At 70.7% G+C, this 23659-nt stretch carries 20 protein-coding genes; 10 read left to right on the top strand and 10 right to left on the bottom strand.

What is annotated here, in order from left to right; genetic code table 11:
• Positions 1-7 precede the first annotated feature (7 nt).
• On the top strand, positions 8-259 hold the full coding sequence (locus ACIBHY_RS47085) for an SAV_915 family protein (RefSeq protein ID WP_397310167.1): 252 nt from the start codon (positions 8-10) through the stop codon (positions 257-259).
• A gap of 304 nt (positions 260-563) precedes the next feature.
• Here ACIBHY_RS47085 and ACIBHY_RS47080 read toward each other — a convergent pair whose 3' ends face one another.
• The 7 genes from ACIBHY_RS47080 to ACIBHY_RS47050 all read right to left on the bottom strand — a co-directional run bounded on the left by ACIBHY_RS47080 (position 564) and on the right by ACIBHY_RS47050 (position 9680).
• Positions 564-1232 (bottom strand): response regulator, encoded by a 669-nt coding sequence (locus ACIBHY_RS47080; RefSeq protein ID WP_379640196.1) that lies wholly within the window; start codon positions 1230-1232, stop codon positions 564-566.
• Positions 1229-3769 (bottom strand): DUF4118 domain-containing protein, encoded by a 2541-nt coding sequence (locus ACIBHY_RS47075; protein ID WP_397310165.1) that lies wholly within the window; start codon positions 3767-3769, stop codon positions 1229-1231. The genes ACIBHY_RS47080 and ACIBHY_RS47075 overlap by 4 nt, the downstream gene beginning before the upstream one ends.
• A 3-nt stretch (positions 3770-3772) precedes the next feature.
• Positions 3773-4627, bottom strand: coding sequence for a potassium-transporting ATPase subunit C (locus ACIBHY_RS47070; protein WP_397310164.1), 855 nt, complete (start codon positions 4625-4627; stop codon positions 3773-3775).
• A complete protein-coding gene (kdpB, locus tag ACIBHY_RS47065) occupies positions 4628-6733 on the bottom strand; it encodes a potassium-transporting ATPase subunit KdpB (protein WP_397310163.1) in 2106 nt (701 codons plus the stop codon).
• The gene (kdpA, locus tag ACIBHY_RS47060; RefSeq protein WP_397310162.1) at positions 6730-8376 is read right to left on the bottom strand and encodes a potassium-transporting ATPase subunit KdpA; all 1647 of its coding nucleotides are present in this window, start codon (positions 8374-8376) and stop codon (positions 6730-6732) included. The genes kdpB and kdpA overlap by 4 nt, the downstream gene beginning before the upstream one ends.
• Complete coding sequence (gene kdpF / locus ACIBHY_RS47055) at positions 8376-8465, bottom strand: K(+)-transporting ATPase subunit F (protein ID WP_184972245.1); 90 nt, start codon at positions 8463-8465, stop codon at positions 8376-8378. Before kdpF ends, kdpA begins: the two co-directional genes overlap by 1 nt.
• Before the next feature lie 291 nt (positions 8466-8756).
• Positions 8757-9680 (bottom strand): slipin family protein, encoded by a 924-nt coding sequence (locus tag ACIBHY_RS47050; RefSeq protein ID WP_397251887.1) that lies wholly within the window; start codon positions 9678-9680, stop codon positions 8757-8759.
• A gap of 320 nt (positions 9681-10000) precedes the next feature.
• Here ACIBHY_RS47050 and ACIBHY_RS47045 point away from each other — a divergent pair, with 320 nt between their 5' ends.
• Together ACIBHY_RS47045 and ACIBHY_RS47040 are read left to right on the top strand one after the other, a co-directional pair.
• Positions 10001-10933: an endonuclease/exonuclease/phosphatase family protein gene (locus ACIBHY_RS47045; protein ID WP_397310161.1), complete on the top strand. Its 933-nt coding sequence runs from the start codon at positions 10001-10003 to the stop codon at positions 10931-10933.
• Between the two features lie 70 nt (positions 10934-11003).
• On the top strand, positions 11004-12635 hold the full coding sequence (locus tag ACIBHY_RS47040; protein WP_397251889.1) for a dynamin family protein: 1632 nt from the start codon (positions 11004-11006) through the stop codon (positions 12633-12635).
• Here ACIBHY_RS47040 and ACIBHY_RS47035 read toward each other — a convergent pair.
• Positions 12572-12847, bottom strand: coding sequence for a hypothetical protein (locus ACIBHY_RS47035; protein ID WP_397310160.1), 276 nt, complete (start codon positions 12845-12847; stop codon positions 12572-12574). The genes ACIBHY_RS47040 and ACIBHY_RS47035 overlap by 64 nt on opposite strands.
• Before the next feature lie 15 nt (positions 12848-12862).
• On the opposite strand from ACIBHY_RS47035, the gene ACIBHY_RS47030 reads away from it, so the two are divergent.
• From ACIBHY_RS47030 to ACIBHY_RS47020, 3 genes are read left to right on the top strand one after another with little or no spacing between them, the layout of a single operon-like run.
• Entirely contained in the window at positions 12863-13186 is a 324-nt protein-coding gene (locus ACIBHY_RS47030) for a hypothetical protein (RefSeq protein ID WP_397310159.1), read from the top strand.
• Positions 13183-15015, top strand: a complete 1833-nt coding sequence (locus tag ACIBHY_RS47025; protein ID WP_397310157.1) for a dynamin family protein — start codon at positions 13183-13185, stop codon at positions 15013-15015. The genes ACIBHY_RS47030 and ACIBHY_RS47025 overlap by 4 nt, the downstream gene beginning before the upstream one ends.
• Positions 15016-15032: 17 nt before the next feature.
• Positions 15033-16724 carry an Hsp70 family protein gene (locus ACIBHY_RS47020; protein WP_397251892.1) on the top strand — a complete coding sequence of 564 codons (1692 nt, stop codon included), beginning with the start codon at positions 15033-15035 and terminating at the stop codon, positions 16722-16724.
• Here ACIBHY_RS47020 and ACIBHY_RS47015 read toward each other — a convergent pair.
• Positions 16645-17604 (bottom strand): GNAT family N-acetyltransferase, encoded by a 960-nt coding sequence (locus ACIBHY_RS47015; RefSeq protein ID WP_397310156.1) that lies wholly within the window; start codon positions 17602-17604, stop codon positions 16645-16647. The two genes, ACIBHY_RS47020 and ACIBHY_RS47015, sit on opposite strands and share 80 nt — an antisense overlap.
• A gap of 35 nt (positions 17605-17639) precedes the next feature.
• Between ACIBHY_RS47015 and ACIBHY_RS47010 the strand changes: the two genes are divergently transcribed.
• From ACIBHY_RS47010 to ACIBHY_RS46995, 4 genes are all read left to right on the top strand, one after another.
• Positions 17640-19094, top strand: coding sequence for a class I adenylate-forming enzyme family protein (locus tag ACIBHY_RS47010; RefSeq protein WP_397310155.1), 1455 nt, complete (start codon positions 17640-17642; stop codon positions 19092-19094).
• Positions 19078-20265, top strand: coding sequence for a DUF4437 domain-containing protein (locus ACIBHY_RS47005; RefSeq protein WP_397310154.1), 1188 nt, complete (start codon positions 19078-19080; stop codon positions 20263-20265). The genes ACIBHY_RS47010 and ACIBHY_RS47005 overlap by 17 nt, the downstream gene beginning before the upstream one ends.
• Positions 20266-20322: 57 nt before the next feature.
• Entirely contained in the window at positions 20323-20937 is a 615-nt protein-coding gene (locus tag ACIBHY_RS47000; RefSeq protein WP_397310153.1) for a bifunctional 4-hydroxy-2-oxoglutarate aldolase/2-dehydro-3-deoxy-phosphogluconate aldolase, read from the top strand.
• A 353-nt stretch (positions 20938-21290) separates the two neighbouring features.
• Positions 21291-22022 carry an SDR family oxidoreductase gene (locus ACIBHY_RS46995; RefSeq protein WP_397251907.1) on the top strand — a complete coding sequence of 244 codons (732 nt, stop codon included), beginning with the start codon at positions 21291-21293 and terminating at the stop codon, positions 22020-22022.
• A gap of 46 nt (positions 22023-22068) precedes the next feature.
• Here ACIBHY_RS46995 and ACIBHY_RS46990 read toward each other — a convergent pair whose 3' ends face one another.
• Positions 22069-23583 (bottom strand): M28 family peptidase, encoded by a 1515-nt coding sequence (locus tag ACIBHY_RS46990; protein WP_397310152.1) that lies wholly within the window; start codon positions 23581-23583, stop codon positions 22069-22071.
• Positions 23584-23659: the final 76 nt, after the last annotated feature.

Raw genomic sequence — 23659 nt, 5'->3', positions numbered from 1 at the left:
AGATGAAATGTCACTCTTTGTCCCGGTCCATCAGGGCCGGTTCAGCGCTTCGCTGCGACTGTTCCGCACCGCCTCGGGAAGGGCGACGGCGGTGGCCTTCAGCTCGCCGCTGCGCTTGGCCGCGGTGCTCGGCAGCGAGCAGACCTGGGTACGGCTCAGCGAGCCCGCCCTGCGCGGCATGCTCCGCGACCTCGACGTCACCGGCGTCGTCATCGACCCCGCGGGCGTCATGGCCCGCGCCACCGCCGGAGCGGCCTGATGCGCGCCCTCGGCCAGGACCTGGCCGCCACGACCGAGACCCGGACCCCCCGGCCGTCGACGACGCTCTTCCGCGAGGAGCCGAAAGACCTGTTCCTGCGTGAAGTGGGGCTCTGATGGGCATACCGGAATATCTACCCACCCGTGTCGGAAGGAGCATGATGCGGTCGCAGAAGCCGCGCCCCGAAACGCTTGGGCTCCTCGTACTGATCGCCATCGCAGCGGCGATCACCCTCCTTGTGGAGGTTCTTCCTTAGCAATACCGGAGCCGCGCTCGTGAACTCACGAGCGCGGCTCCGGCGTGTTCAGGGCTGGAAGCGGTAGCCCATGCCGGGTTCGGTGATCAGGTGCGCGGGGTGGGCGGCGTCGGGCTCCAGCTTGCGGCGCAGCTGGGCCATGTACTGGCGCAGGTAGTGGGTCTCCTTGACGTACTTCACGCCCCAGACCTCGGTGAGGATCTGCCGCTGGCTGACCAGCTTGCCGGGGTTGCGCAGCAGGAGTTCGAGTATGTGCCACTCCGTCGGCGTCAGCCGTACCTCGCCCGAGATGGTCTTGCTGGTCAGGTCGACCAGGTGCTCGCCCACCTTGACGCGGGCCAGCTCCGACTCGTGCAGCGTGGTACGGCGGGTGACGGCCCTGATGCGGGCCAGGAGCTCGTCGATGCCGAAGGGCTTGGTGACGTAGTCGTCGGCGCCGGCGTCCAGGGCGTCGACCTTGTCCTGGTTGCCGGCCCGGCCGGACAGCACGATGATCGGGACGGTGGTCCAGCCGCGCAGGCCGTGGATGACGTCCACGCCGTCCAGGTCGGGCAGCCCCAGGTCGAGGATGACCAGGTCGGGGTGCCAGTCGGCGGCCTCGCGCAGGGCCGAGCCGCCGTCGTGGGCCACCGCCACCTCGTAGTGGCGGGCGACCAGGTTGATGCGCAGCGCCCGCAGGATCTGCGGCTCGTCGTCGACGACGAGGATCCTGGTCATGCCGCCGGCTCCTTGATGGGCATCGTGAGGATCATGGTGAGACCTCCCCCTGGTGTCTCGTCGGGGACCAGAGTGCCGCCCATCGCCTCGGCCAGGCCCCGGGAGAGAGCCAGGCCCAGTCCGACACCGGTGTGGTTGTCGCGGTCACCCAGTCGTTGGAAGGGCAGGAAGACACGGTCGTGGGCATCGGGCGGGATGCCGGGACCGCGATCGATCACCCGGATCTCCACGTGGTCGCCGTGCCAGCTCCCGGTGATGATCACCTTCTTGCCGGGCGGGCTGTAGCGGACCGCGTTGGACATCAGGTTGACCAGCACGCGTTCGAGCAGCGCCGGGTCGGCGATGATCTCGGGCAGTTCGATGGAGATGTCGCCCTCGACCCGCTCGCGCAGCGGGCCCAGGTCGTCGACGGCCCGCGGCACCACCTCTTCGAGCGCCACCGCCTGCAGGCCGACGCCGAGCACCCCGGCCTGCAGGCGGCTCATGTCGAGCAGGTTCGCCACCAGGCGGTCGAGGCGGGCCAGCGACTCCTCGGCCGTGGCCAGCAGTTCGCTGCGGTCCTCGGGGCTCCAGTCGATCTCGTCGTTGAGCAGGCTCTCCACCGCCGCCTTCGCCGAGGCCAGCGGGGTACGCAGGTCGTGGCTGACCGCGGCCAGCAGCGCGGTGCGCATCTTGTCCGCCTCGGCCAGCGGCTTGGCCTGCTCTGCCTCCTCCTCCAGCCGCTGCTGCCGCAGCGCCACCGCGATCTCCGCGGCGAACGACTCCAGCACCCGCCGGTCGGAGGCGTCCAGCAGCCCGCCCCGCGCGGCGAGCACGAGGTCCTCCTCGATCACCACGTCGGTGTCGCCGCCGGACGGCGTCGTGCACGGCGTGCCGCCGGTCGTGGCGACGATGCGCCAGGCCGCCGGGTCGGTGTGGTCGTCGGGCGCCCTGCCGGTGTCCGGCAGGCGTTCGAGCAGCGTGACCGAGGTCAGCCCGAACGTCTCCCGCACCCGCACCAGCAGCTCCGAGACCGCGGACTCCCCGCGCAGCACGTGCCCGGCCAGCGTCGAGAGCACCTCCGCGTCCGCGCTCGCGCGCGCCGCCTCCCTGGTACGGCGGGCCGCCAGATCCACGATCGTGGACACGGCCGCCGCCACCACCACGAACACGATGAGCGCGAAGAGGTTCTCCGGATCGCTGATCGTGAACTCGCCCACCGGTGGCGTGAAGAAGAAGTTGAGCAGCAACGACCCGCCCACCGCCGCCGTGATCGCCGGCCACATGCCGCCGATCAGCGCCACTCCGACGGTCATGACCAGGAAGAAGAGGATCTCGCTCGGCAGCGACAGATCATCGCGGAACGGGATCAGCCCCGCCGTCAGCAACGGCATGCCCAGCACGGCCGTCAGCCAGCCGATCGACCGCCGGGTGCGGGTGAGCGCCGCCCTGGTGCGCTGGGGACGACGGCGGCCCTTCTTCGCCTCCTCGTGCGTGATCATGTGCACGTCGATGGATCCGGACAGTGCCGTGGTGTCCACGCCGACGCCGCGCGAGAAGATCTGCGCGAACCTGCCACGCCGCGAGGCGCCGAGCACCAGCTGGGTGGCGTTGACGCCGCGGGCGAAGTCGAGCAGCGCGCGCGGGATGTCGTCGCCGACCACCTGGTGGTAGGTGCCGCCCATGCTCTCGACCAGGGACCGCTGCCTGGCCAGGCTGGCCGGATCGCCGCTGGACAGGCCGTCGGCCCTGGTCACGTGGACCGCCAGCAGGTCGGCGCCCTTGGTGCGGGCGGCGATGCGGGCGGCCCGCCGTACCAGAGTGTCGCCTTCGGGACCGCCGGTCAGGCAGACGACGACGCGCTCGCGCGCCTCCCAGGTGCCCTTGATGCCGTGGTCGCTGCGGTAGCGGTCGAGTTGCTCATCGACCTTTCCCGCGACCCACAGCAGCGCCAGCTCGCGCAGAGCGGTGAGGTTGCCGACTCTGAAGTAGTTGGACAAGGCGGCATCGACCTTCTCCGGGGCGTAGATGTTGCCGTGAGCCATCCGGCGGCGCAGGGCCTCCGGTGACATGTCGACCAGCTCGATCTGCGTGGCACGGCGGACCACCTCGTCGGGGACGGTCTCCCGCTGCGGGATACCGGTGATCTGCTGGACGACGTCGTTGAGCGACTCCAGGTGCTGCACGTTCACGGTGGAGATGACGCTGATGCCGGCGTCGAGGATCTCCTCGATGTCCTGCCAGCGCTTGGCGTTCCTGGAGCCGGGGACGTTGGTGTGCGCCAGCTCGTCGATGAGCGCGATCTTCGGCGCGCGGGCCAGGACCGCGTCCACGTCGAGCTCGGTGAAGGTGGCCCCCCGGTGGACCATCGTCCTGCGGGGGATCACCTCCAGCCCGTCCAGGAGGTCCTCGGTGTTGGGACGGCCGTGGGTCTCGACGAGACCCACGACCACGTCCCTGCCCCGCTCCAGCGCCCGGCGGCCCTCACCCAGCATCGCGAAGGTCTTCCCCACCCCTGGTGCGGCGCCCAGGTAGACCCTCAGCCGGCCGCGTGGCATGCCCTACTCCTTGTCGAGTGCCAGGTTGAGCATGAGCACGTTGACTCCGGGCTCGCCCATGAAACCGAGCGCGCGGCCGGTCGTGTTGTCGGCGATCAGCTTCCTGACCGCCTCGACGGGCTTGCCGCGCTCCTTGGCCACGCGGGCCGCCTGCAGCTGCGCGTAGGCGACCGAGATGTGCGGGTCCAGGCCGGACCCGCTGGCCGCGACCGCGTCAGCGGGGACCTTCACGTCGGTGACGTTCCCGCGCACCGGCACGGTACGGCCGGCCGCGTAGTCCTCACCGGGCTTGCCGCACTCGACCTTGACGCCCTGGTACTCGGCGACGAAGGGCTGGGCGGGGCAGGCCTGGTTGACGCTGACCGCCCGAGCCGGCGTGCCGATGGCCGGGAAGACCTTCAGCACGGCGCCGACGCCGTCGGCGGTGCAGAACGGCCGGGCGCCGCTGACGCCCTCCAGCTCGCCGACCGCGTTGGAGCGGGCGCAGACCTGGGTGAGCAGCGACTGCTTGCCCTCCTTCGCGGCGTCGTCGGCGCCGTTCGGGTCGGGCAGCACGTCCAGGACGTCCTCGGGGCCGAGGTTGCTCGCGGCGGTGGACAGCATGTCGTAGCCGTCACCGGCGGCCGACGGGCGGCTCTGGAAGTACTTCTTGACGGGGTTGCCGTCCTGGTCGGTGAACTTCTGGCCGATCAGCTCGCTGCCCTTGTCGGTCATCGAGCCGTTGGCCTTGTGGTTGAACACGGCCTGCGCCGCCCCGGTCACCAGGAGCGGGTAGATCGCGCCGGTGACCAGGGTCAGGACGACGACCGCGCGGACAGCCGCGAGGTGCTGGCGGATCCAGCTGGGCAGACGTTCCATTTAAGACATCCCCGGAAGGAACTGGATGAGGAGATCAATGATCTTGATCCCGATGAACGGGGCGACGATGCCGCCCAGGCCGTAGACGTAGAGGTTGCGGCTGAGCAGCTTCGAGGCGCTGGACGGCCGGTAGCGGACGCCGCGCAGGGCCAGCGGGATGAGCGCGACGATGATGATCGCGTTGAAGATGACCGCGGACAGGATCGCCGACTGCGGGCTCGCCAGGCGCATGATGTTCAGCGTGTCCAGGCCCGGATACACCGCTGCGAACATCGCGGGAATGATCGCGAAGTACTTGGCGATGTCGTTGGCGATCGAGAACGTGGTCAGGGCCCCGCGGGTGATGAGGAGCTGCTTGCCGATCTCGACGATCTCGATGAGCTTGGTCGGGTTGGAGTCGAGGTCGACCATGTTGCCGGCCTCTTTGGCGGCGCTGGTGCCGGTGTTCATGGCCACGCCGACGTCCGACTGCGCGAGCGCGGGGGCGTCGTTGGTGCCGTCACCGGTCATGGCGACCAGCCGGCCGCCCTCCTGCTCCTGCTTGATCAGCGCGAGCTTGTCCTCGGGCGTCGCCTCGGCCAGGAAGTCGTCCACGCCGGCCTCGTCCGCGATCGCCTTGGCGGTCAGCGGGTTGTCGCCGGTGATCATGACGGTGCGGATGCCCATGCGGCGCATCTCGTCGAAGCGCTCGCGCATGCCCGCCTTGACGACGTCCTTGAGGTGGATGACGCCCAGGACGCGGCCCTTCTCGGCCACCACCAGCGGGGTGCCGCCGCTGGCCGAGATGCCGTCCACGATGTGGCCGACCTCGTCGGTCGGGTGGCCGCCGCCGTCGCGTACCCACTTCATGACCGCGGTCGCCGCGCCCTTGCGGACCTCCCGGCCGTCAGAGCCCGATGCGCCCGGGTCCGGCGCCAGATCCACGCCGGACATGCGGGTCTGGGCGGTGAACGGCACCCAGGACGCGTTGTGCACGTCCCGCTCGCGCAGGCCGTACCTCTCCTTGGCGAAGACCACGATCGAGCGGCCCTCGGGCGTCTCGTCGGCGAGGCTGGACAGTTGCGCCGCCTCGGCGAGGTCCTGCTCGGTGACGCCGGCGACCGGGACGAACTCCGACGCCTGCCGGTTGCCCAGCGTGATCGTGCCCGTCTTGTCCAGCAGCAGCGTGGACACGTCGCCCGCGGCCTCGACCGCGCGGCCCGACATGGCCAGGACGTTGCGCTGGACCAGGCGGTCCATGCCGGCGATGCCGATGGCCGACAGGAGCGCGCCGATCGTGGTCGGGATCAGGCAGACCAGCAGCGAGACCAGCACGATCCCGCTGACGCCGTCGCCGGTCAGGGCGAGGGAGTCGGGGATGCCGGGGTTCTGGCCCTTGGCCCAGATCGCCATCGGCTGCATGGTGACGGTCGCGACCAGGAAGATGATCGTGAGCGCGGCCAGCAGGATGTTCAGCGCGATCTCGTTGGGCGTCTTCTGCCGGTTGGCGCCCTCGACGAGGGCGATCATCCGGTCGATGAAGCTCTCGCCGGGCTTCTGGGTGATCTGGACGACGATCCGGTCCGACAGCACCTTGGTGCCGCCGGTGACCGCCGAGCGGTCGCCGCCTGACTCGCGGATGACCGGGGCGGACTCACCGGTGATGGCCGACTCGTCCACCGAGGCGATGCCCTCGATCACGTCGCCGTCGCCCGGGATGATCTCCCCGGCCTCGACGACCACGATGTCACCCTGCTGGAGCTCCGTCGCCGGAACCGTCTCGCCGGACCGCCTGCGCGCCACCGTGTCGGTCTTGGCCTTGCGCAGCGTGGCCGCCTGGGCCTTGCCGCGTCCCTCCGCGACCGCTTCCGCCAGGTTGGCGAAGATCACCGTCAGCCAGAGCCACACCACGGTCGCCCAGGCGAAGAAGGAGGGCCGCAGGAGCGCCAGGACCGTGGTGAAGACCGCGCCGATCTCCACGATCAGCATCACCGGGTTACGCCACAGCGTGGCCGGGTTCAGCTTCTTGAACGCGTCCGGCAGGGACCGCACCATCTGCTGGGGATCGAGCAGGCCCCCACCGACCTTGCCGGTGCTCTTGGGGGTCTCGACCGTCTGGGTCGTCATGACAGGAGTCCTTCTGCGAGCGGCCCCAGCGCGAGCGCCGGGAGGAAGGTCAGGGCGACGAGGATGATCGTCACGCCGACGACCATGCCGACGAACTGCGGACGGTGCGTCGGCAGCGTGCCCGCCGTCTCCGGGACCGGGGTCTGCCTGGCCAGCGAACCGGCCAGGGCGAGTACGAAGATGATCGGCAGGAAGCGGCCGAGCAGCATGCACAGGCCGAGCGCCACGTCGTACCACGGGGTGTTGACGGTGACGCCGCCGAAGGCCGAGCCGTTGTTGTTCGAGGCGCTGGTGAAGGCGTAGAGGATCTCGGAGAAGCCGTGCGGCCCGCTGTTCAGCATCGCCGCCAGGCCCGCCTCGTTGCCCATGGCCAGTGAGGTGCCGACCAGGACGAGGATCGGGGTGACCAGGAAGTACATCGAGGCCAGCTTGATCTCGCGGGCGCCGATCTTCTTGCCCAGGTACTCGGGCGTGCGGCCCACCATGAGGCCGGCCACGAACACGGTGATCACGGCGAGGATGAGCATGCCGTACAGGCCCGCGCCGACGCCGCCGGGGGCGACCTCGCCGAGCATCATGTTGAACATCGTCATCATGCCGCCGAACGGCGTGTAGGAGTCGTGGAAGGAGTCCACGGCGCCGGTGCTGGTCAGCGTGGTGGCCGCGCCGAACGTGGCGGAGTTGGCGACGCCGAACCTGACGTCCTTGCCCTCCATCGCCGAGCCGATCGCCTGCGGGACGGTGGCGTCGCCGGCCAGCTCGAAGACGTTGGTCAGCGTCACACTGACCAGCGCGATGACGCCCATGACGGCGAGGATCGCGTAGCCTTGGCGGATCTGGCCGACCATCTTGCCGAAGGTGCGCGGGAGCGCGAACGGGATCAGCAGGATGAGGAAGATCTCGAACCAGTTGGTCCAGCTGGTGGCGTTCTCGAACGGGTGCGCCGAGTTGGTGTTGTAGAAACCGCCGCCGTTGGTGCCGAGCTCCTTGATGACCTCCTGGCTGGCCACGGGGCCGCCGGTCATGTTCGTGGGACCGGTCAGGCCGGCGATCTCGTGCGGGCCGGTGAAGTTCTGCACCAGGCCGCCGGCCACGAGGATCAGCGCGCCGACGAAGGCGATCGGCAGCAGGATGCGGAGGGTGCCGCGCACCAGGTCCACCCAGAAGTTGCCGAGGGTGTCGGTGCCCCTGCGGGCGAAGCCGCGGACCAGCGCGATCGCGACGGCCATGCCGACCGCGGCCGAGACGAAGTTCTGCACGGCCAGGCCGGACATCTGGACCAGGTGGCCCATCGTCGACTCGCCGGAGTAGGCCTGCCAGTTCGTGTTGGTGACGAAGCTGACGGCGGTGTTCCAGGCGATGTGGTCGGGGACGGGGTCGAAGCCCAGGCTCAGGAAGAGTTTGTCCTGGAGGCGCTGCAGGCCGTACAGGACGAGGAGGGAGATGACCGAGAACGCGAGAACGCTGCGCGCGTAGACGGCCCAGCGCTGCTCGGAGTCGGCCTGGACGCCGAGCAGGCGGTAGATGAAGCGCTCCACCACGTTGTGCTTGACGCTCGTGTACACGCGGTACATGTGGTCGCCCAGCGGCTTGTGCGTGATGACCAGCGCGAGGACGAGGGAAGCGATGAAGATCCAGCCCACTAGAACCGCTCCGGGAACAGCAGGGCCGCGACCATGAAGATCACCAGGCCGACGGCCACGACAAGGCCGGTGGCATTGATCGCGCTCACAGGCGCTCCACCGCCTTCACCACTAGCCCCAGGATCACGAACAACGCGATCGTCAGGGCGACGAAGATGACGTCGGCCATCCCCACTCCTCAGCTCCGGAAAGTTGCTTGCTCCGTAAGCAAAGCGGGAGATTTATGCGTTTTTGCCGTTCTTGACGGGTTCCATACGCCCACAAGCCGCCTCTTGACACCATCCCGACGACGATCGCTTCCCGTCAGGGCGAACAACCCCTCCCCTCCGTTACGGCAAGCCTCCGCCCACTCCCCCCGCCGCCCCGGTACCGCCCGATCGTCAGGCGCTTCTCACGTCGGACGTGGTTCTCTCCGCCACGCCGTCCGCCTGGCCGGTTCCCGCGGCCTCGGGCGCGCGCCGCTGTCCCTCGTCGAGCGCGGGCCGCTCGCTTTCGCCGACCGCCCGGGGTTCCGTGGCCGTGTCCTGCTTGTCCGGTGGCGTCGCGGCCTGGGCGGCCTTGTCGAAGAAGCGGAGCAGTTCCACCGGCAGCGGCATGATCAGCGTGGAGTTCTTCTCCGCCGCCACCTCCACCACCGTCTGCAGCAGGCGCAGCTGCAGCGCTCCCGGCGTCTGGGACATGATGCCCGAGGCGTCGGCCAGCTTCTGGGCGGCCTGCAGTTCGCCGTCGGCCACGATCACCCGGGATCGCCGTTCGCGCTCGGCCTCGGCCTGGCGTGACATCGAGCGCTTCATCGACTCCGGCAGCTGAACGTCCTTGATCTCCACGCGGTCGATGTGGATGCCCCAGCCCAGCGCCGGGCTGTCGATCATCAGGGCCAGGCCCCGGTGCAGTTCCTCGCGGTTGGACAGCAGGTCGTCCAGTTCGCTTTTGCCGATGATGTTGCGCAGCGAGGTCTGGGCCACCTGCTCGATCGCGAACAGGTAGTTCTGCACCTCGATCGAGGCGCGCATCGGGTCCTGGACGCGGAAGTAGACGACGGCGTCCACACGGACCGAGACGTTGTCGCGGGTGATGCCCTCCTGCGTCGGGACGGGCATGGTGACGATCTGGACGTTGACCTTGGTCATCCGGTCGACGAGCGGGATCAGGACCCGGAGCCCCGGCTGCCGTACCCGCTGCTGCGCCCGGCCCAGGCGGAAGACGACCCCGCGTTCCACCTGGTTGACGACCCTGAACCCGGTCACCAGGACCAGCAGGACGAGGAACGCGGCGAGCCCCAGCAGGATGATGGTGGATTCCATGGCGGTGTCCCTTCCTCTTCGAGGCTAGATCCGTCCGCGCGCCACGGAAAGAAGGGGACGCGGCCCGGCCTCGATCGCCGGGCCGCGCCGGTGTCAGGCGAGCGCCGTGCGGCTGACGGGGCTCGTGTGGCGCCGCCCCGGACCAGCGGCGCACTGGTTGCCCGGTCTAAGGCGGTCATCCGTATATCGCAATTGTGTAACGGCAATTAATGTCCGGATACGGACGGGTCAACGGGCGCGCCACTGTGCCGAGACGGTTTAAAGTTCAGTCAAACCTAGAGACCGACGGGCGGGTGGCCTTGGACACGACCACGGAGCCGGTGACGAAGAAGCGGCGCCCGCGCCTGATGTCGTGGCTGGTGGCGGGGCTCCTGGCCGCCTGGGCGCTGGTCCGGCTGACCGGCCTGGAGGCGGGCTGGCCGCTCACCCAGCTGATGACGCTGACACCCTTCGGCGCCGTGCTCGCGCTGCTCTCGGCGGCGGTCCTGTTCTTCCGCGACCGGCTGGCCGCGCTGGTCGCCCTGGCCGCCGCCGCCGCGATGGTCGCCGTCATCGTGCCCAGGGTGGTCTCGGATCCGGCTCCGGAAGGCGGGACCGCTCTGCGCGTCCTCTCGTCGAACCTGTTCGGGCGGGCCGACCCCGCCGCGATCGTCGACCTGGTCACGCGCCTTGACGTGGACGTTCTCAGCGCGCTGGAGCTCAGACCCCACCAGGTCGCCGCGCTGGAGGCGGCGGGGCTGGGGCGGCTTCTGCCGTACACGGTGCTGGAGGAGGCGGAAGGCCCGGCCGGCAGCGGCATCTACTCGCGCTACCCGCTGACCAAGATCGAGGGGTTGTTCACGCCGATCGGGCACCACATGCCGGCGGCCAGGGTGGCACTGCCGTCCGGGCCGGTCGAGGTGGTGGCGGTGCACCCGAATCCGCCCCTGCCTCGCCTCTACGCGGAATGGAACGTTTCATTGGCGGCGCTACCGGATGCCGCGCCGGGGCGGATCCTCGCGGGCGACTTCAACGCCAGCCTCGACCACCAAGCCTTCCGGGCCCTGCTGAACCGGGGCTACACCGACGCCGCCGCCCAGGTGGGCAAGGGGCTCGTCCCGACGTGGCCGCGCGGCCGGGCGATCCCGCCGATCATCACGATCGACCACATCCTGGTCGATCGTTCCATCGGCGTGCGCCGGGCGGAGATCGTCGACGTGCCCGGCACGGACCACCGGGCGGTCTTCGCGGACCTCAGTATCGGACAACCGTAACTTCTAGTTTCGCGTGTCCTTTCCCGGGAGAGGTGGACGGAGTCACTCTCGGTCGCTAAACATGCGCCTGATGAAACCCCCCGAACATCTGCTCGTGCCCGCGGTCGCGCGCGCGGGAACGATCCTGCGCGAGTGCGCGCTCCAGGCGGACGAAACCCCCGAACTCGCCCCGCTGGCCGACGCCCTGCGCACCGCCGCGGCCCGGCTCGCCGAGCCCATGCGGCTGGCCGTGGCGGGCCAGATCAAACGCGGCAAGTCCACGCTGGTCAACGCGCTGCTCGGCGAACAGGTGGCGGTGACCGGCCGCGAGGAGCTGACGTTCAACGTGAACGAGCTGGTCCACGCCCCGCGCCCGAGCCTGACCGTGCACTTCCGCGACGGCCCGCCGCGACCGGTCGCGCCGTCGGAGTTCGCGCACTGGACCGTCCGCGACGAGACGCACCTGGCCGACCTCGTCCGCGTACGCAAGGTGGAGTACGGCCTTCCGAACCCCTTCCTGAACGACTTCCACCTCGTCGACACCCCCGGCCTGGGCAGCGTGTACGGCCGGGACTCGGCCAACACCCTGGCCACGATGGGCGTCCAGGACCCCGGCGTGCTGGAGCTCCTGGGCCGCGACCCGCAGACCCTCCACCAGGAGAGCATCGACGAGCTCGACCAGGCCGACGCCGTCCTTTACCTGTTCAGCCGCGACGTCAGCAACCAGGACGTGGCCGCGGTCTCCGCCTTCCTCGGCGACCGGGCCGGCATGCTGACGCCGTTCAAGGCGTTCGGCGTGCTCAGCAGGTGCGACCAGAGCTGGCCGCCGGTGCTCGGCGACCCGCTGGCCTTCCATCCGCTGCGCGACGGCGCGAGCCAGGTCATCGACGTCTACCGGGGCGCCACCGACCTGAGCCGCCTGTTCTACCTGGTGGTGCCGATCGCGGCGAAGGTCGCCGCCGGCGCGCAGGCGATGAAGGAACACCATCTCGGGTGGCTGCGTGCGCTGGCCGCCGTCTCCCCCGCCGAGCTGGCCGGCGAGCTGGGCGACCTGCGTGAGTTCCAGCACGCCGCCGGTCCGCTGCGCCCGGCGTACCGGAAGGAGCTCGTCGAGCTGCTCGGCGCCTGGGGCGTGCACCTGGCGTGCGGCGCGCTGCGCGACGGCCTGGACCCCGGGGAGCTCGCCGAGCACCTGGTCGAGGAGAGCGGGGTGGGCGGGCTGCGCCGGTTGATCAGCGGGCACTTCGGCAACCGCGCCGGACTCATCAAGCTGGACCAGGCCATGATCTCGGTACGGGCGGCGCTGGCGAGCTGCCGCGAGGGCCTGCCGCCGGACGGCGCCGCCAAGGCGGCCGCCGACGAGGTGGCGAAGCGGGTCGAGCGGTTCCAGCGCTCCGAGCACGGCTTCGCCGAGCTGACCGCGCTCGCCGCCCACTACCAGGGCGCCACCCGTTTGCGACCGGCGGAGGCGGAGCAGCTCCTGCAGGTCACCGGCGAGAAGGGCACCTCATGCGCGGCCCGGCTCGGCTTCGAGGACGACCAGCCGGTCAGCCGGATGATGCGACGAGCGAAGGAGCGAGCGCACCAATGGAACACCCGGATGAACGACCCCCTCACCGGCAGGGTGGACAAGCAGACGGCCCACACGATGGTGCGCAGCTACGAGCGGATCATGGATCGTCTCCAGGTGGCCCAGCGCCTGCTCGACCCAGAGACCTGCTGAGCAGGCTGGTCGACCCCCTGGTCAAACCCCGCAAACTCGCCGAGCAGCTTCTGGTACGGCTGGCCGCCCTCACCGGCCGCCGCCAGGACCCACCCGACCTCGGCACCGCCGCCCTGCTGGAGCACGCGCTGGCCGAGGTCGAGACCCTGGAACGGACCCAGCGCGAGCTGCGCGGAGAACTGGACCGCCTGCGCCGCGCGGAAGGCGCGCACGAACCTCCCCCGCGCATGGTGAACGCCCTAGTGGACCTCGCGGAACGCCTGGACGAGCTGCGCGGCCGCGACCTCGCCACCGGCCCGGAGCCGCCGGCCAGGCTGGTCGACTGGGTCGCCGACCAGCTCACGCTGATGCTGCGCGAGGGCGAGGTCGAGCCGCTGGACGACAGCGGCGAACTGGTCCCCGAGCGGCACCAGGTCGTGGGCGTGCGCCCCACGGCGGAGCCCGGCCTGCCGGGCACGATCGCCGAGACCGTCCGCCCCGGCTACCAGTGGCGCGGGCTGGTCCTGCGGCCCCAGCAGGTGCTCGCCTACGTCGAGGAGCCGGCGCGATGAGCCACGAGGAGCTGGCCAGGGTACGCGCCGACGTCCTCGCCCTGCACGAGCGCCTGGTCGCCGGCCTGGAACTCACCGAGGCGCTGCGGGCCAAGCTCGAAGAGAGCGTCCAGCGGGTCCAGACCGGGACGTACCAGGTCGTCGTCATGGGCGAGTACAGCCGCGGCAAGTCCAGCCTGATCAACGCCCTGCTCGGCCGCGAGCGACTCCTGCCGGTGAACTCCGCCGTGACCACCTGCGTCGTCACCGTCCTGCGCTGGGGCGAGCGTGAGGCCGCGTTCGTCACCGAGAGCTCGGGCGAGCGGCGCGAGATCCCGCTCGGCGAGCTCGACCGGCACGTCGCCGACCGGGCGAACGTCGACCACGTCGTCACCGTCGAGACGCCGGCCGAGCTGCTGCGCGACGGGCTGGTCCTGGTCGACACCCCGGGCATCGGCGCCGTGAACAACGCCCACAGCGACGCCACCTACGCCTCCCTGTCGCGGGCGGACGCGATCCTCTATGTCGGCAGCAGCGAGGAGACGCTGAGCGTCAACGAACTGGCACACGTCGAGAAGGCGTTCGCCGCCTGCCCGGTCGTGGTCACCGCGATCACCAAGGTGGAGTCGGTCTTCGACCAGGACCACGAGGTCAGGGTCGCCCGCCGGAAGATCGCCGCGGCGACGGGACTGGCGCCCGAGGACCTCGTCGTGCTGCCGGTCTCCGCCCATCGCAGGCTGCGGGCGCTCCGGCAGGGCCGCCCCGAGTCGCCCGGCGAGTCCGGTCTGCCGGAGCTGGAACGGCAGTTGCGCGATCGCCTGGCCGCGACCTGCGGCGCCCGGTACCTGGAACGTGCCCTCGACCTCCTGGACGAGGTGCAGGCCGCGGCCGAGGCCCCGGTCACCAACGAGCTGGCCGCGCTGGTGGCCGGCGAGGAACTGGAGAGGATCGCCGCCGAGCTGCGGCAGAACTGGCGGCGGGCAGAAGAGCTGCTGGCCGGCCGGGCCGTCTGGCGCGAGGCGCTGGTGGCCTCGTTCGACGAGGCCGCCGCGCCCGTCGTCGAACGGCTGGCCGCGCGCAACCAGGCGATCCGCGACCGCTTCCTCGGCCACATCCACTCGCGCGCGGTCGTCGACGACGCCGAGGGCCTCATCAACGCCACCACGCGGGCACTCTCCGACGCCCTGGACACCGCCCGCGCCGACCTGCTTGCCGCCGTGGACCGCACCGGCGAGGAGACCGCCGCGGCCACCCGGCTGCCGATAGGCGTGCTCAACGCGGCGGTGCCCGGCTACCAGCCGAGGCTGGACGTCTCCGCCATCATGCTGCGCAAGCACGCCAGGGAGGGACGGCTGTCGTCGGTCAACTCCGGCGTGACCGTGGCCGGCGCCGTCGGCACCGCGATCTTCACCGGCGCCGGCGCGCTGCTGCCCGGCATCGGCATCGCGATCGGCGCGGTCGCGGCGATCGCGCTCGGCGCCCTCGGCGTCATGGCCGGGTTGCAAGAACACCGGCACCGCGTGCTCACACAGGTCAAACTAGAGCGGTCGGCGCAGTTCAGCCAGGCCGTGCTGCCCATGGTCGAGCGGAACGCCGCCAAGGCGGAGAAAGACCTCGCCGAGGCGGTCGAGGACTGCAAGGTGCTCATGCTGGAGCACTTCGACGACGTGCTGCGCCAGACGCGTGACGCGCTCGACCGGTCGATCGAACGGCTGGCCGTACTGCGAGAGGCGAGCGCGCGGGACCGGAAGCGGCGGATGGCGGAGCTCACGATCACGGCGGGGCAGTACGAGCGGGTGCGAGGGGAGCTGACCGCGGCGCGCGAGCGTGTGCGGCGGCTCGGTCACTGACGGAGGGATCAGCAGCGGTGGGAGTGGTTTACGGCATCGACTTCGGCACGTCCAACTCCTCGATCATGGTGGGGCTGGCGGACGGGCGGGTCGTCGTGGTGCCCGATCCGGAGACGCGGGGCGCGGCCGAGATCCCGACCGCGGTGCTCGCGACCCGCGGCAGGCTGTACGTGGGCACGGCCGCGAAACGGCTCGGGCCCGCCTACATCCAGAACTACCGGACCGAGTTCAAGCGTGACTTCGGCGACGACGCGCCCGTCCACCTCGACGGCCGCCGCTACCAGGTGCACGAGCTGGCCGCCGAGGTCCTGCGGTACCTGCGCGCGCAGGCGCGGCGCGTGGCCCCGGGCGAGCCCGGCACGGTCGTCATCACCGTGCCGGTCAGCTGGGACGCCGGCAACCACGACCTGATGAAGCAGGCCGCCCAGCTGGCGGGGTTCGACCCGGCGACGGTCACGCTGGTGTCCGAGCCCGTCGCGGGGGTACGCGGCGCGGTCACCGGGCAGCGCTTCTTCGACGAGCAGACGATCCTGCTCTACGACCTGGGCGGCGGCACCTTCGACTGCGCCCTGACCAAGGGCACCACGGACGCGGGCTTTCGCGACGTGGGCCGGCCGGGCGGCATCCCCACGCTGGGCGGGATCGACTTCGACCGGGAGATCCTCACCGCGATCAGGGAGCGCCACCCCGAGCAGGTGGACGCGCTGTTCGCCGACCCCGAGCCGGACGTGCCCGTGCTGCGCAGGCGGCTCGGCCTCAGGGACACCTGCGAGAAGATCAAGCACGCGCTGTCGGAGCGGGAGGAGTATCGGGCGCTGCTGTCCGAGCTCGACCCGCCGGTCCTGTTCACCATGACGCGGGACGAACTGGGCGAACTCCTCGACAAGCCGCTGGCCGAGACCGTGGACGAGTGCGACCGGCTGCTCGGCGACCAGGAGCTGGCCTGGGACGACGTGACCAAGGTGATCCCGGTGGGCGGGAGCAGCCGGTTGCCGATGGTGCACGCGCAGATCTCCCGCCGGTCGGGGGTGACGGTGCTGAAGGTGGAGGAGCCGGAACTGGCCGTGGTACGCGGCGCCGTGCACCTCGCGATGGAGATACGGGACGCACAGGTGCTCCCGCGGGAGGAGGAGACCCCGGCGCCCGCGCCGGCCGCGGCGCCGGCTCCGGCGGTGCGGGTGCCGAGCACGCAGGCGGTGGTCCCCGGGCAGATGCTCGCGCTCAGCTTCGTCTGGCTGCTCAGCGCGGTCATCTACCTGACCGGTGCCCACCTCAATGGCGCCTGGCAGGTCCTTCTGCTCATCCTCATGTTCCTGCCGGCGCTGGTGGTGGCGCTCGGTCTGGCCGGGGACGCGCTCGACCGGCGGGACCCCGAGGCGGGCCTGCTCATGGCGGTCGTCGCGGCGGTCGCGCCCGTCGTGGCCGCGATCGTCGCGGAGTTCCGGCCCGCGTCGGACGCGGACGTGGTCATGGTCGGCGGCATGCTCCTGTCCGCGCTGACCGGTTGGTGGGGCGCGGGCCTCACCAGCGGGGAAGACCGGTACTTCATGATCGCCGGCGGCGGGTTCTTCGCGTTGGGCGCGGCCGGATTCTGGATCGGCGACGGCGCGAACGCGGTGGGAGCGGTGGTCAGTGGAGGGGTGATGGGACTGCTCGCGACGCTCGTCGGGTCGAGCGGCGATAGCCGTACGTCTCGTGGGTCTTCTTGAAGCCCAGCGCGGCGTAGAGCCTCCTCGCCGGGACGTTCTCCGCGTTGTGGTTGACGGTGACGGTGGTCAGGCCGAGGGCGCGCATCCGGTGCATGGCGTGCAGCATGGTCGCCCTGGCCAGGCCCAGGCGGTGGAAGTCGGCGTGGGTGCCGACCGGCTCGAAGTGGCCGATGGCGTTGCGCCGGTCCACCCAGTACACGAGGAACGAGGCGATCCGGCCGTCCGGCGACTCGGCGACGATCTCGCGGTCGACGTCGTAGCCGGGCTTGAGCATGACCTCGTCGCGGTACTGCGTGCCGGTCCACTCTGAGTCGAAGGCGCTGTTGCGGGCGCGGGCCAGTTCGTCGGCGTCGGCCAGCCGGGCGGCGCGCAGCGTGAAGCCCGGGGGCGGGCTCGGCGCGGGCAGGTCGGCGAGTGCGGCCTCATTGACGTCGTCCCAGGTACGGAACCGGGTGAAGCCCAGGCGCTCCAGCACCTCGATCCTGGCCGTGTCGCAGTCGAAGACGTCGGTCAGCACCTCGTCCTCGCCCCGGCCGGTGGTCGCGCAGGCGGCCTCGATCATGTCGGCCTCGGCCTGGGTGCCACGCAGGTCAGGGGCGGTGAAGACGTCGAAGGCGTTCTCGAAGCGGGTGTTGACCGTCAGCCCGGCCAGGCGGCCGCCGTCCTCCCAGACGTGCACGACCTCTCCGGTCGGGCGACGGCCCCTGATGTTCTCGTAGATGCGGTGGGGCAGCTCACCGATGTGGTCATAGGCGCAGCGGCCCGCGCCGGCGATCCACTCCGCGACGGTCTCCTGGATCCAGGGCAGGTCGGCGTCCGTGTATGGGCGCATGGTCAGCATCCGCCCATTGTCGTTGACGTTGCCGGAGGCGGGGATCATGCTATGTATTGGAAAGGCGTTTCACTATGCGAAACATGCAGCTCTCGATCGCCGGCGGCGTGCGTGAGTTCGCCGCGGCGACGCCGGCCGCCGTCGCGGTGGCCGACGACGGGCGGGAGCTGACCTTTCGCGCCCTGGACGATCGGTCGAGCAGGCTGGCCAACGCCCTGCTCAAGGCCGGGTTACGCACCGGCGAACGGGTCGCGGTGCTGATGGGCAACCGGCTGGAGTACCCGGAGGTGGCCTGCGGGATCGCCAAGGCCGGGCTGGTCATGGTGCCGATGAATCCCCGGCAGACGGCCGCGGAGAGCGCGTACATCCTCGATCATTCGCAGGCTCGGGCCATCGTGCTCGACGACGCCTTCGCCGGGGCCGTGGACCGGTTGCCGCGTACCGTTCTGTCGCTCGGCCCGTCCTACGAGGCGGTGCTGGCCACCTCGCCGGGTACCGACCCGCGGGTGGAGGTGGACGAGCGGGAGCCGTTCTGCGTCGCCTACACCTCGGGCACCACCGGGCGGCCCAAAGGCGTGGTTATCAGCCACCGCTCGCGCGCCCTCACCTTCTACGCCGCCGCCCTGGAGTGGGGGCTCGGGCCGGGACGCCGGACGATCGCGGTCGCGCCCATGTACCACGGCGCGGGCTTCGCCTTCGGGTACGCGCCGGTCCACACCGGCGGGACCGTCGCGATGCTGCGGGCCTGGGACCCCGAACGCCTGCTCGCCATGATCGCCGGGACGCGGGCGCAGTCGGTGTTCCTGGTCCCGGCGCACGCCCACATGCTGCGCGCGCACGGGCTCGGCGAGCACGACCTGTCCTCGCTGGACACGCTCTTCTTCAACGCCGCCGCGCTGCCGCGCACGCTCAAGGAGTGGGTGCTCGACGCCTTTCCCGGAGTCGGGGTGCACGAGCTCTACGGCTCGACCGAGGCGGGCATCATCAGCGACTGCCGCCCCGCCGACGCCCGGCGCAAGATCGGGTCGGTGGGGACGCCCTGGTTCATGACCGAGGTCAGGATCGTCGAGGGTGAGCTGTTCTCGCGCTCGCCGTACCTCATGAACGGTTATCTCGGCGACCCCGACGCCACCGCGGCGTGCACCACCGCCGACGGCTTCATGACCAGCGGCGACCTCGTCGAGCGCGACGAGGAGGGCTTCCTCTACATCGTCGACCGCAAGAAGGACATGATCATCTCGGGTGGCGTCAACGTCGCGCCGCGCGAGGTCGAGGAGGCGCTGGCCGCCTACCCCGGCGTGGCCGAGGCCGCCGTCGTCGGACTGCCGGACGAGCGGTGGGGCGAGCGGGTGACGGCGTTCGTGGTCACGGCGCCGGGCGCGGCGGTCGAGGCGGCGCGGCTCGTCGAGCACTGCCGCCGGCGGCTGTCGGGCGCCAAGCTGCCGCGGCAGATCGAGTTCGTGCCCGCGCTGCCACGGAACGCGGCGGGCAAGATCCTCAAGCGCGAGCTGAAGGAGTGGCATGCGTCCCCACGTTGAAGTGATCCAAGAAGACGACTACATCTGGCACGCGGCCGAACTCGTCGGCGGCGAGGGGCGGGCGAGCGAGCGGCGCCTGTCCGTGGACGAGGAGGACGGCTCGTCGTCGCTGCGCGTCGACTTCCACACCGGCTGGGGACGCGGGCCGGGCGTGCATCATGCCGACAGCGAGTTCTACGTGCTCGAAGGCTCGATGACGTACGGCGGGCGGCGCCTCGGCCAGGGCGGCTACGTGTACGCGCCGAAGGGGGTGCCGGTCGAGGCGATCACGTTCGCCGAGGGAACGAGGATCCTCCACTACCGCGAGTACGGCGACGCCGGATTCGACGCCGGTGCCGCGCGCTGGGCGGAGGCCCGGGAGGACGTCATCGTGATGGACTCGGCGGCGATGGAGTGGGACGCGGTGCCGAACCCCGGCCCCATGCCCGGACTTTTTATCAAATACCTCCATGTGGACCCTTTGACGGGCTTCTACACCCGGCTGGTGCACGCGCAGGAAGGCTGGGCCGACCACCGGCTCGCTCACCATCCCTGCTACGAGGAGGCGTACACGCTTCAGGGGCACATGGAGTACAACTTCGGGACGCTCGACCTCGGCACGTACTTCTTCCGGCCCGCCCGGGTGAAACATGGGCACTTCACCTCGATGGAGGGCGGGGCCACCTGGTTGCTGCGGTCGGACGGGGAGTTGTTCAACTGGTACACGCAGAACGAGTGGGTCCGGTGGGGCGGTGAGGCGCTCAACTACGGGCCCGCCGGGCGGTGGTCGCAGTCCAGCCACGACCTGGGGGTGGGGCTGCGGGCGGAGGAGGAACTGGCGATGCTGCGGGCGTCGCTGGACTACTCACGGCAGACGGGCGCCACGGACGCCGACTACGTCCCGCACGGCCAGGGAACGGACCACAGCCTGCTCGCCATCGCCAAGGCCCGCGACGCCGCCCGCCTCCAGGGCGGCCACACCCACCACGCCGATGAAGCCGATGAAGAGGCCATGGACTGGGGCGCCGACCCCGCCTCGCTGGAGCATCCGGACGAGCGCACGGACGCGGGCGCGCACAACTGGGGCACCGGGCGGGTGTGGAAACCGGGCGACCCGATCCCGGCGCCGATCGTCTCCAGCCTGCCCGTCCGCTCCCGCTCCCGAGGCCGCTGGGACGGCGACGGAATGTAGGCCGGCCCACCGAACCGGGGATGATGAACCGATTCGGTTGAGCGCATGGGTGGAGAGATGAGCATGTATCGCTGGCAGGTCATGAACAGGATCGCCGAACGCCGCATCGTCGGCATCGTCCGCGCCATCAACGCCGAGACGGCGGTACAGGCTGCCATCACCACCGTGGACGCCGGCCTGGACGTCGTCGAGGTGTCCCTGACCACGCCGGGCGCCCTCGACGCCATCGCCGAGATCGTCCGCTCCCGCCCGGACGCGGTGATCGGCGCCGGCACCGTCCTGGACGAACCGACCGCCCGTCTCGCCGCCCTGGCCGGCGCCCGCTTCCTGGTGTCCCCTTCGTTGAGCCGGCAGGTCCTGTCCACGGGTCATCGGTACGGCCTGGCCGTACTGCCCGGCGTGGCCACGGCGACGGAGATCGTGACCGCGTTGGAGTCGGGGGCCGACGCCGTGAAGCTCTTCCCCGCCCGCGCCTCCTCCCCCGACGTCCTGCGCGACCTCCTCCAGGCCCTCCCCCAGGCCCCGGTGGTGCCGACCGGCGGCATCACCGTGGAGAACGCCCCGGCCTGGATCGCCGCCGGCGCCGTGGCCTGCGGCATAGGCAGCGCCATAACCTCCGGCGACACCACCACCGTCAAAACCCTCCTGACCACCCTCAACCCCACCCCCTAACCCCGATGGGGCGACCCCCGTCCCACTCGCGCCTCCGGGGCCTCGCGCCGTGTGCCGCGCAAGCCGGAAACCAGGGGCCGAGGGATGGCCGGGGCCGAACCGAAGGCCGCCGACCGGGAACCAGGGCGCCTCGGATCGCGGGTCTGGGGCGGGTCCGGTGACGGGGCCGGAACCGAGGGCCAGGGTCGCAGGGCAAGAGCGAGGGTGTGGCAGGGCGAGCCGTCGTGGGCGTGGGGCGCGGGATTTGGGGCCTGGAGCGCGGAGTTCGGGGGCGAGGGTGTGGGGTTTGGGGTGAAGGTGTGGGGTTGTGGGTGTTGGGTGGGTGGTGTGGCTGATGAGAGGTGGGTGGCGTGATGGGTGGGCGGCTTGAGGGGGAGGTGGTGCTGGTTACCGGGGGTGCCCGGGGGATCGGGGCGGCCGTGGTGGAGGTGGCTGCCAGGGAAGGGGCGCGGGTCGGGGTGGTGGATGTGCTGGCGGCTGGGCGGGGCTTCGCCGTACAGGCGGACATCACGTCGGGTGAGCAGGTGAGGTCGGCGGTCGCCGAGATCGCGCACGAGCTGGGGGCGATCTCCGTGCTGGTCAACAACGCGGGGCGCAACGCCTACTACGACCCGGTCGAGATGACCGAGGCCGAGTGGGACGAGGTGTTCGCGATCGATCTGAAGGCCGCGTGGATGATGTCGCAGGCGGTGCTGCCGGGGATGAAGGCGGCGGGGCGTGGGGCGATCGTCAACGTCGCGTCCATACACGCCCGGCTGACCACGCGCGGGATGTTCCCCTATGCGGCGGCCAAGTCCGGTCTCGTGGGGCTGACGCGCAGTCTCGCGCTGGAGGTCGGGCCGCATGGTGTGCGGGTCAACGCGGTCAGCCCCGGCTGGACCGCCACCCGGCTGGTGGAGGAGTACCTGGACAAGCACCCCGATCCGGGTGAGCGCGCCAGGGTGGAGGGGCTGCATCCCATGGGGCGGATGGGGTCGCCGCACGAGGTGGCCGAAGTGGTCTGCTTTCTCGCCTCGGACGCGGCCGGCTTCGTCACGGGGGCGGAGTGGGCCGTGGACGGCGGGATGAGCGCTCGGTTCCCCTGAACGCCGTGGAGAAGGCCCGGACTCCGGCGGAGTCCGGGCCCCGGGACTATCCGGCGGTGGTCACCGCCACCGGCGCGACCGCAGCGGCGCTGTGCTGCGGGATGCCGTTCAGGTTGAACGCGTACCGGGCGGTGGAGTCGGCGATGGCGTCGGCGTCCACGTCCAGGGCGGTCATGTTGATGTTGGAGATGGTGTCGCAGGCCAGGTGGTAGCAGACGTCATAGGCGACGCCCGCCTGCCCGCCGAACAGCGCGGCCTCGGCCGGGGTCTTGATGCCTTCGGCCCCGGTGAAGATGCCGCCGGACGGGATGCCGACCGCGATGAACGGTCCGTAGTCGGAGCGCCCGTCGAAGTCGGTGCCGACGGTGGCCAGGTTGCGGGACTTGAAGAACTTGTCGAGCTGCTTCTCGATGTGGGCGCTTCCGGGAGGCCCGGCGGGCGAGCCGGTGGCGTCGGAGTCGTCGCCGTCGTAGAGCTTGAAGGCGTAGTTGGGCGAGGCGACCATGTCGAAGTTCAGGTACACCCTGATGCGCTTGCGCTCGGCGGCGCTCAGCCGTTCGACGTACTGGTCGGAGCCGAGCAGCCCGATCTCCTCGCTGGTCCAGAAGGCGAAGCGGACCTTGTTCTTGACCGGGAAGTGCGCGAGCTGCAGCGCGGTCTCCAGGATGGCGGCGCTGCCGGAGCCGTTGTCGTTGATGCCGGGCCCGGCTTCGACGCTGTCGAGGTGCGCGCCGACCATGACGACGTTGCGCGGGTCGCCGCCGCGGGTCTCGGCGATGACGTTGTCGCTCTTGCCGAGCGTGAGCGTGGCGTCGACCTTCAGGCGGACGGTGGCGCCGGGGGTGGAGGCCAGTTCGTTGCCGACGGCGAAGTCGGCGAAGACCATGGGCACGCCGCCGCGCCACTCGCCGATGTCGAGGGGGAAGGCGTCGGTGCGTCCGGGCTGGCCCTCGTTGAAGACGATGATGCCGGAGGCGCCGGCCCGGCCGGCGTTGCGGATCTTCTGGGCGAAGGCGCAGGTGCCGCGCTGGATGAGGGCGATCCGGCCGGCGACGAAGCCGTTGAAGTCAGCCGCTTCGCAACCGCTGGTGGAGGTGGGGGTGGGCGTCGGCGGGAGCGTGAGGTCGACGCCCTGGACCTGCGCGGTCACGTCGCCGGGGGGCGACGGCTGGAACGTGAAGAAGTCCTCGTTGGGCACGTAGGTCTTCTGGCCGGGCGCGGTCAGGTTGAGGGTGGGCGGGCTGTTCTCCACCCAGCCTTCGACGAAGTCGGTCGGCTGGAGGGTGACCTTGTAGCCGGCCTTGCGCAGTTTGCTGGCCACGTAGTCGCGCGATGCCGGGTAACCGGGTGTGCCGGTGGCGCGGGTGCCGCCGTTGGCGGTGGCGATGGCCTGGAGTGCGTCGAGGTGCTTCTTGACGTTCGTGCCCTTGACCTTTTTCACCATCACTTTGGCGATGATGTCGTCCAAACCACCCCCGGCTTGGGCCGGGGTGGCCAGGGCCACCGGCAGGGTGATCACCGCGATGATCGCGGTGATCCCTCTGCGCAGGGAGGTACGCATACGGGACTCCTAGGTTTTGTCTGAGAATTTCCCCGATGGTGCGCGTCGCCCTCGGAACGTAACAGGTGATGATCGA

It is taken from the genome of Nonomuraea sp. NPDC050547 (assembly GCF_044457345.1).
Classification (GTDB): domain Bacteria; phylum Actinomycetota; class Actinomycetes; order Streptosporangiales; family Streptosporangiaceae; genus Nonomuraea.
This window is presented reverse-complemented; position numbering and strand designations above follow the sequence as displayed.

What these genes read in the sequence shown, in the direction of transcription:
- ACIBHY_RS47030 (WP_397310159.1), top strand. Translation starts at nt 12,863, where the DNA reads ATGGTGAACGCCCTAGTGGACCTCGCGGAACGCCTGGACGAGCTGCGC.
- ACIBHY_RS47010 (WP_397310155.1), top strand. Translation starts at nt 17,640, where the DNA reads ATGCAGCTCTCGATCGCCGGCGGCGTGCGTGAGTTCGCCGCGGCGACG.
- ACIBHY_RS46990 (WP_397310152.1), bottom strand. Translation starts at nt 23,583, where the DNA reads ATGCGTACCTCCCTGCGCAGAGGGATCACCGCGATCATCGCGGTGATC.
- ACIBHY_RS47040 (WP_397251889.1), top strand. Translation starts at nt 11,004, where the DNA reads ATGAAACCCCCCGAACATCTGCTCGTGCCCGCGGTCGCGCGCGCGGGA.
- ACIBHY_RS47075 (WP_397310165.1), bottom strand. Translation starts at nt 3,769, where the DNA reads ATGCCACGCGGCCGGCTGAGGGTCTACCTGGGCGCCGCACCAGGGGTG.
- ACIBHY_RS47005 (WP_397310154.1), top strand. Translation starts at nt 19,078, where the DNA reads ATGCGTCCCCACGTTGAAGTGATCCAAGAAGACGACTACATCTGGCAC.
- ACIBHY_RS46995 (WP_397251907.1), top strand. Translation starts at nt 21,291, where the DNA reads ATGGGTGGGCGGCTTGAGGGGGAGGTGGTGCTGGTTACCGGGGGTGCC.
- ACIBHY_RS47000 (WP_397310153.1), top strand. Translation starts at nt 20,323, where the DNA reads ATGAGCATGTATCGCTGGCAGGTCATGAACAGGATCGCCGAACGCCGC.
- ACIBHY_RS47050 (WP_397251887.1), bottom strand. Translation starts at nt 9,680, where the DNA reads ATGGAATCCACCATCATCCTGCTGGGGCTCGCCGCGTTCCTCGTCCTG.
- kdpB (WP_397310163.1), bottom strand. Translation starts at nt 6,733, where the DNA reads ATGACGACCCAGACGGTCGAGACCCCCAAGAGCACCGGCAAGGTCGGT.
- ACIBHY_RS47070 (WP_397310164.1), bottom strand. Translation starts at nt 4,627, where the DNA reads ATGGAACGTCTGCCCAGCTGGATCCGCCAGCACCTCGCGGCTGTCCGC.
- ACIBHY_RS47085 (WP_397310167.1), top strand. Translation starts at nt 8, where the DNA reads ATGTCACTCTTTGTCCCGGTCCATCAGGGCCGGTTCAGCGCTTCGCTG.
- ACIBHY_RS47015 (WP_397310156.1), bottom strand. Translation starts at nt 17,604, where the DNA reads ATGATCCCCGCCTCCGGCAACGTCAACGACAATGGGCGGATGCTGACC.
- ACIBHY_RS47080 (WP_379640196.1), bottom strand. Translation starts at nt 1,232, where the DNA reads ATGACCAGGATCCTCGTCGTCGACGACGAGCCGCAGATCCTGCGGGCG.
- ACIBHY_RS47025 (WP_397310157.1), top strand. Translation starts at nt 13,183, where the DNA reads ATGAGCCACGAGGAGCTGGCCAGGGTACGCGCCGACGTCCTCGCCCTG.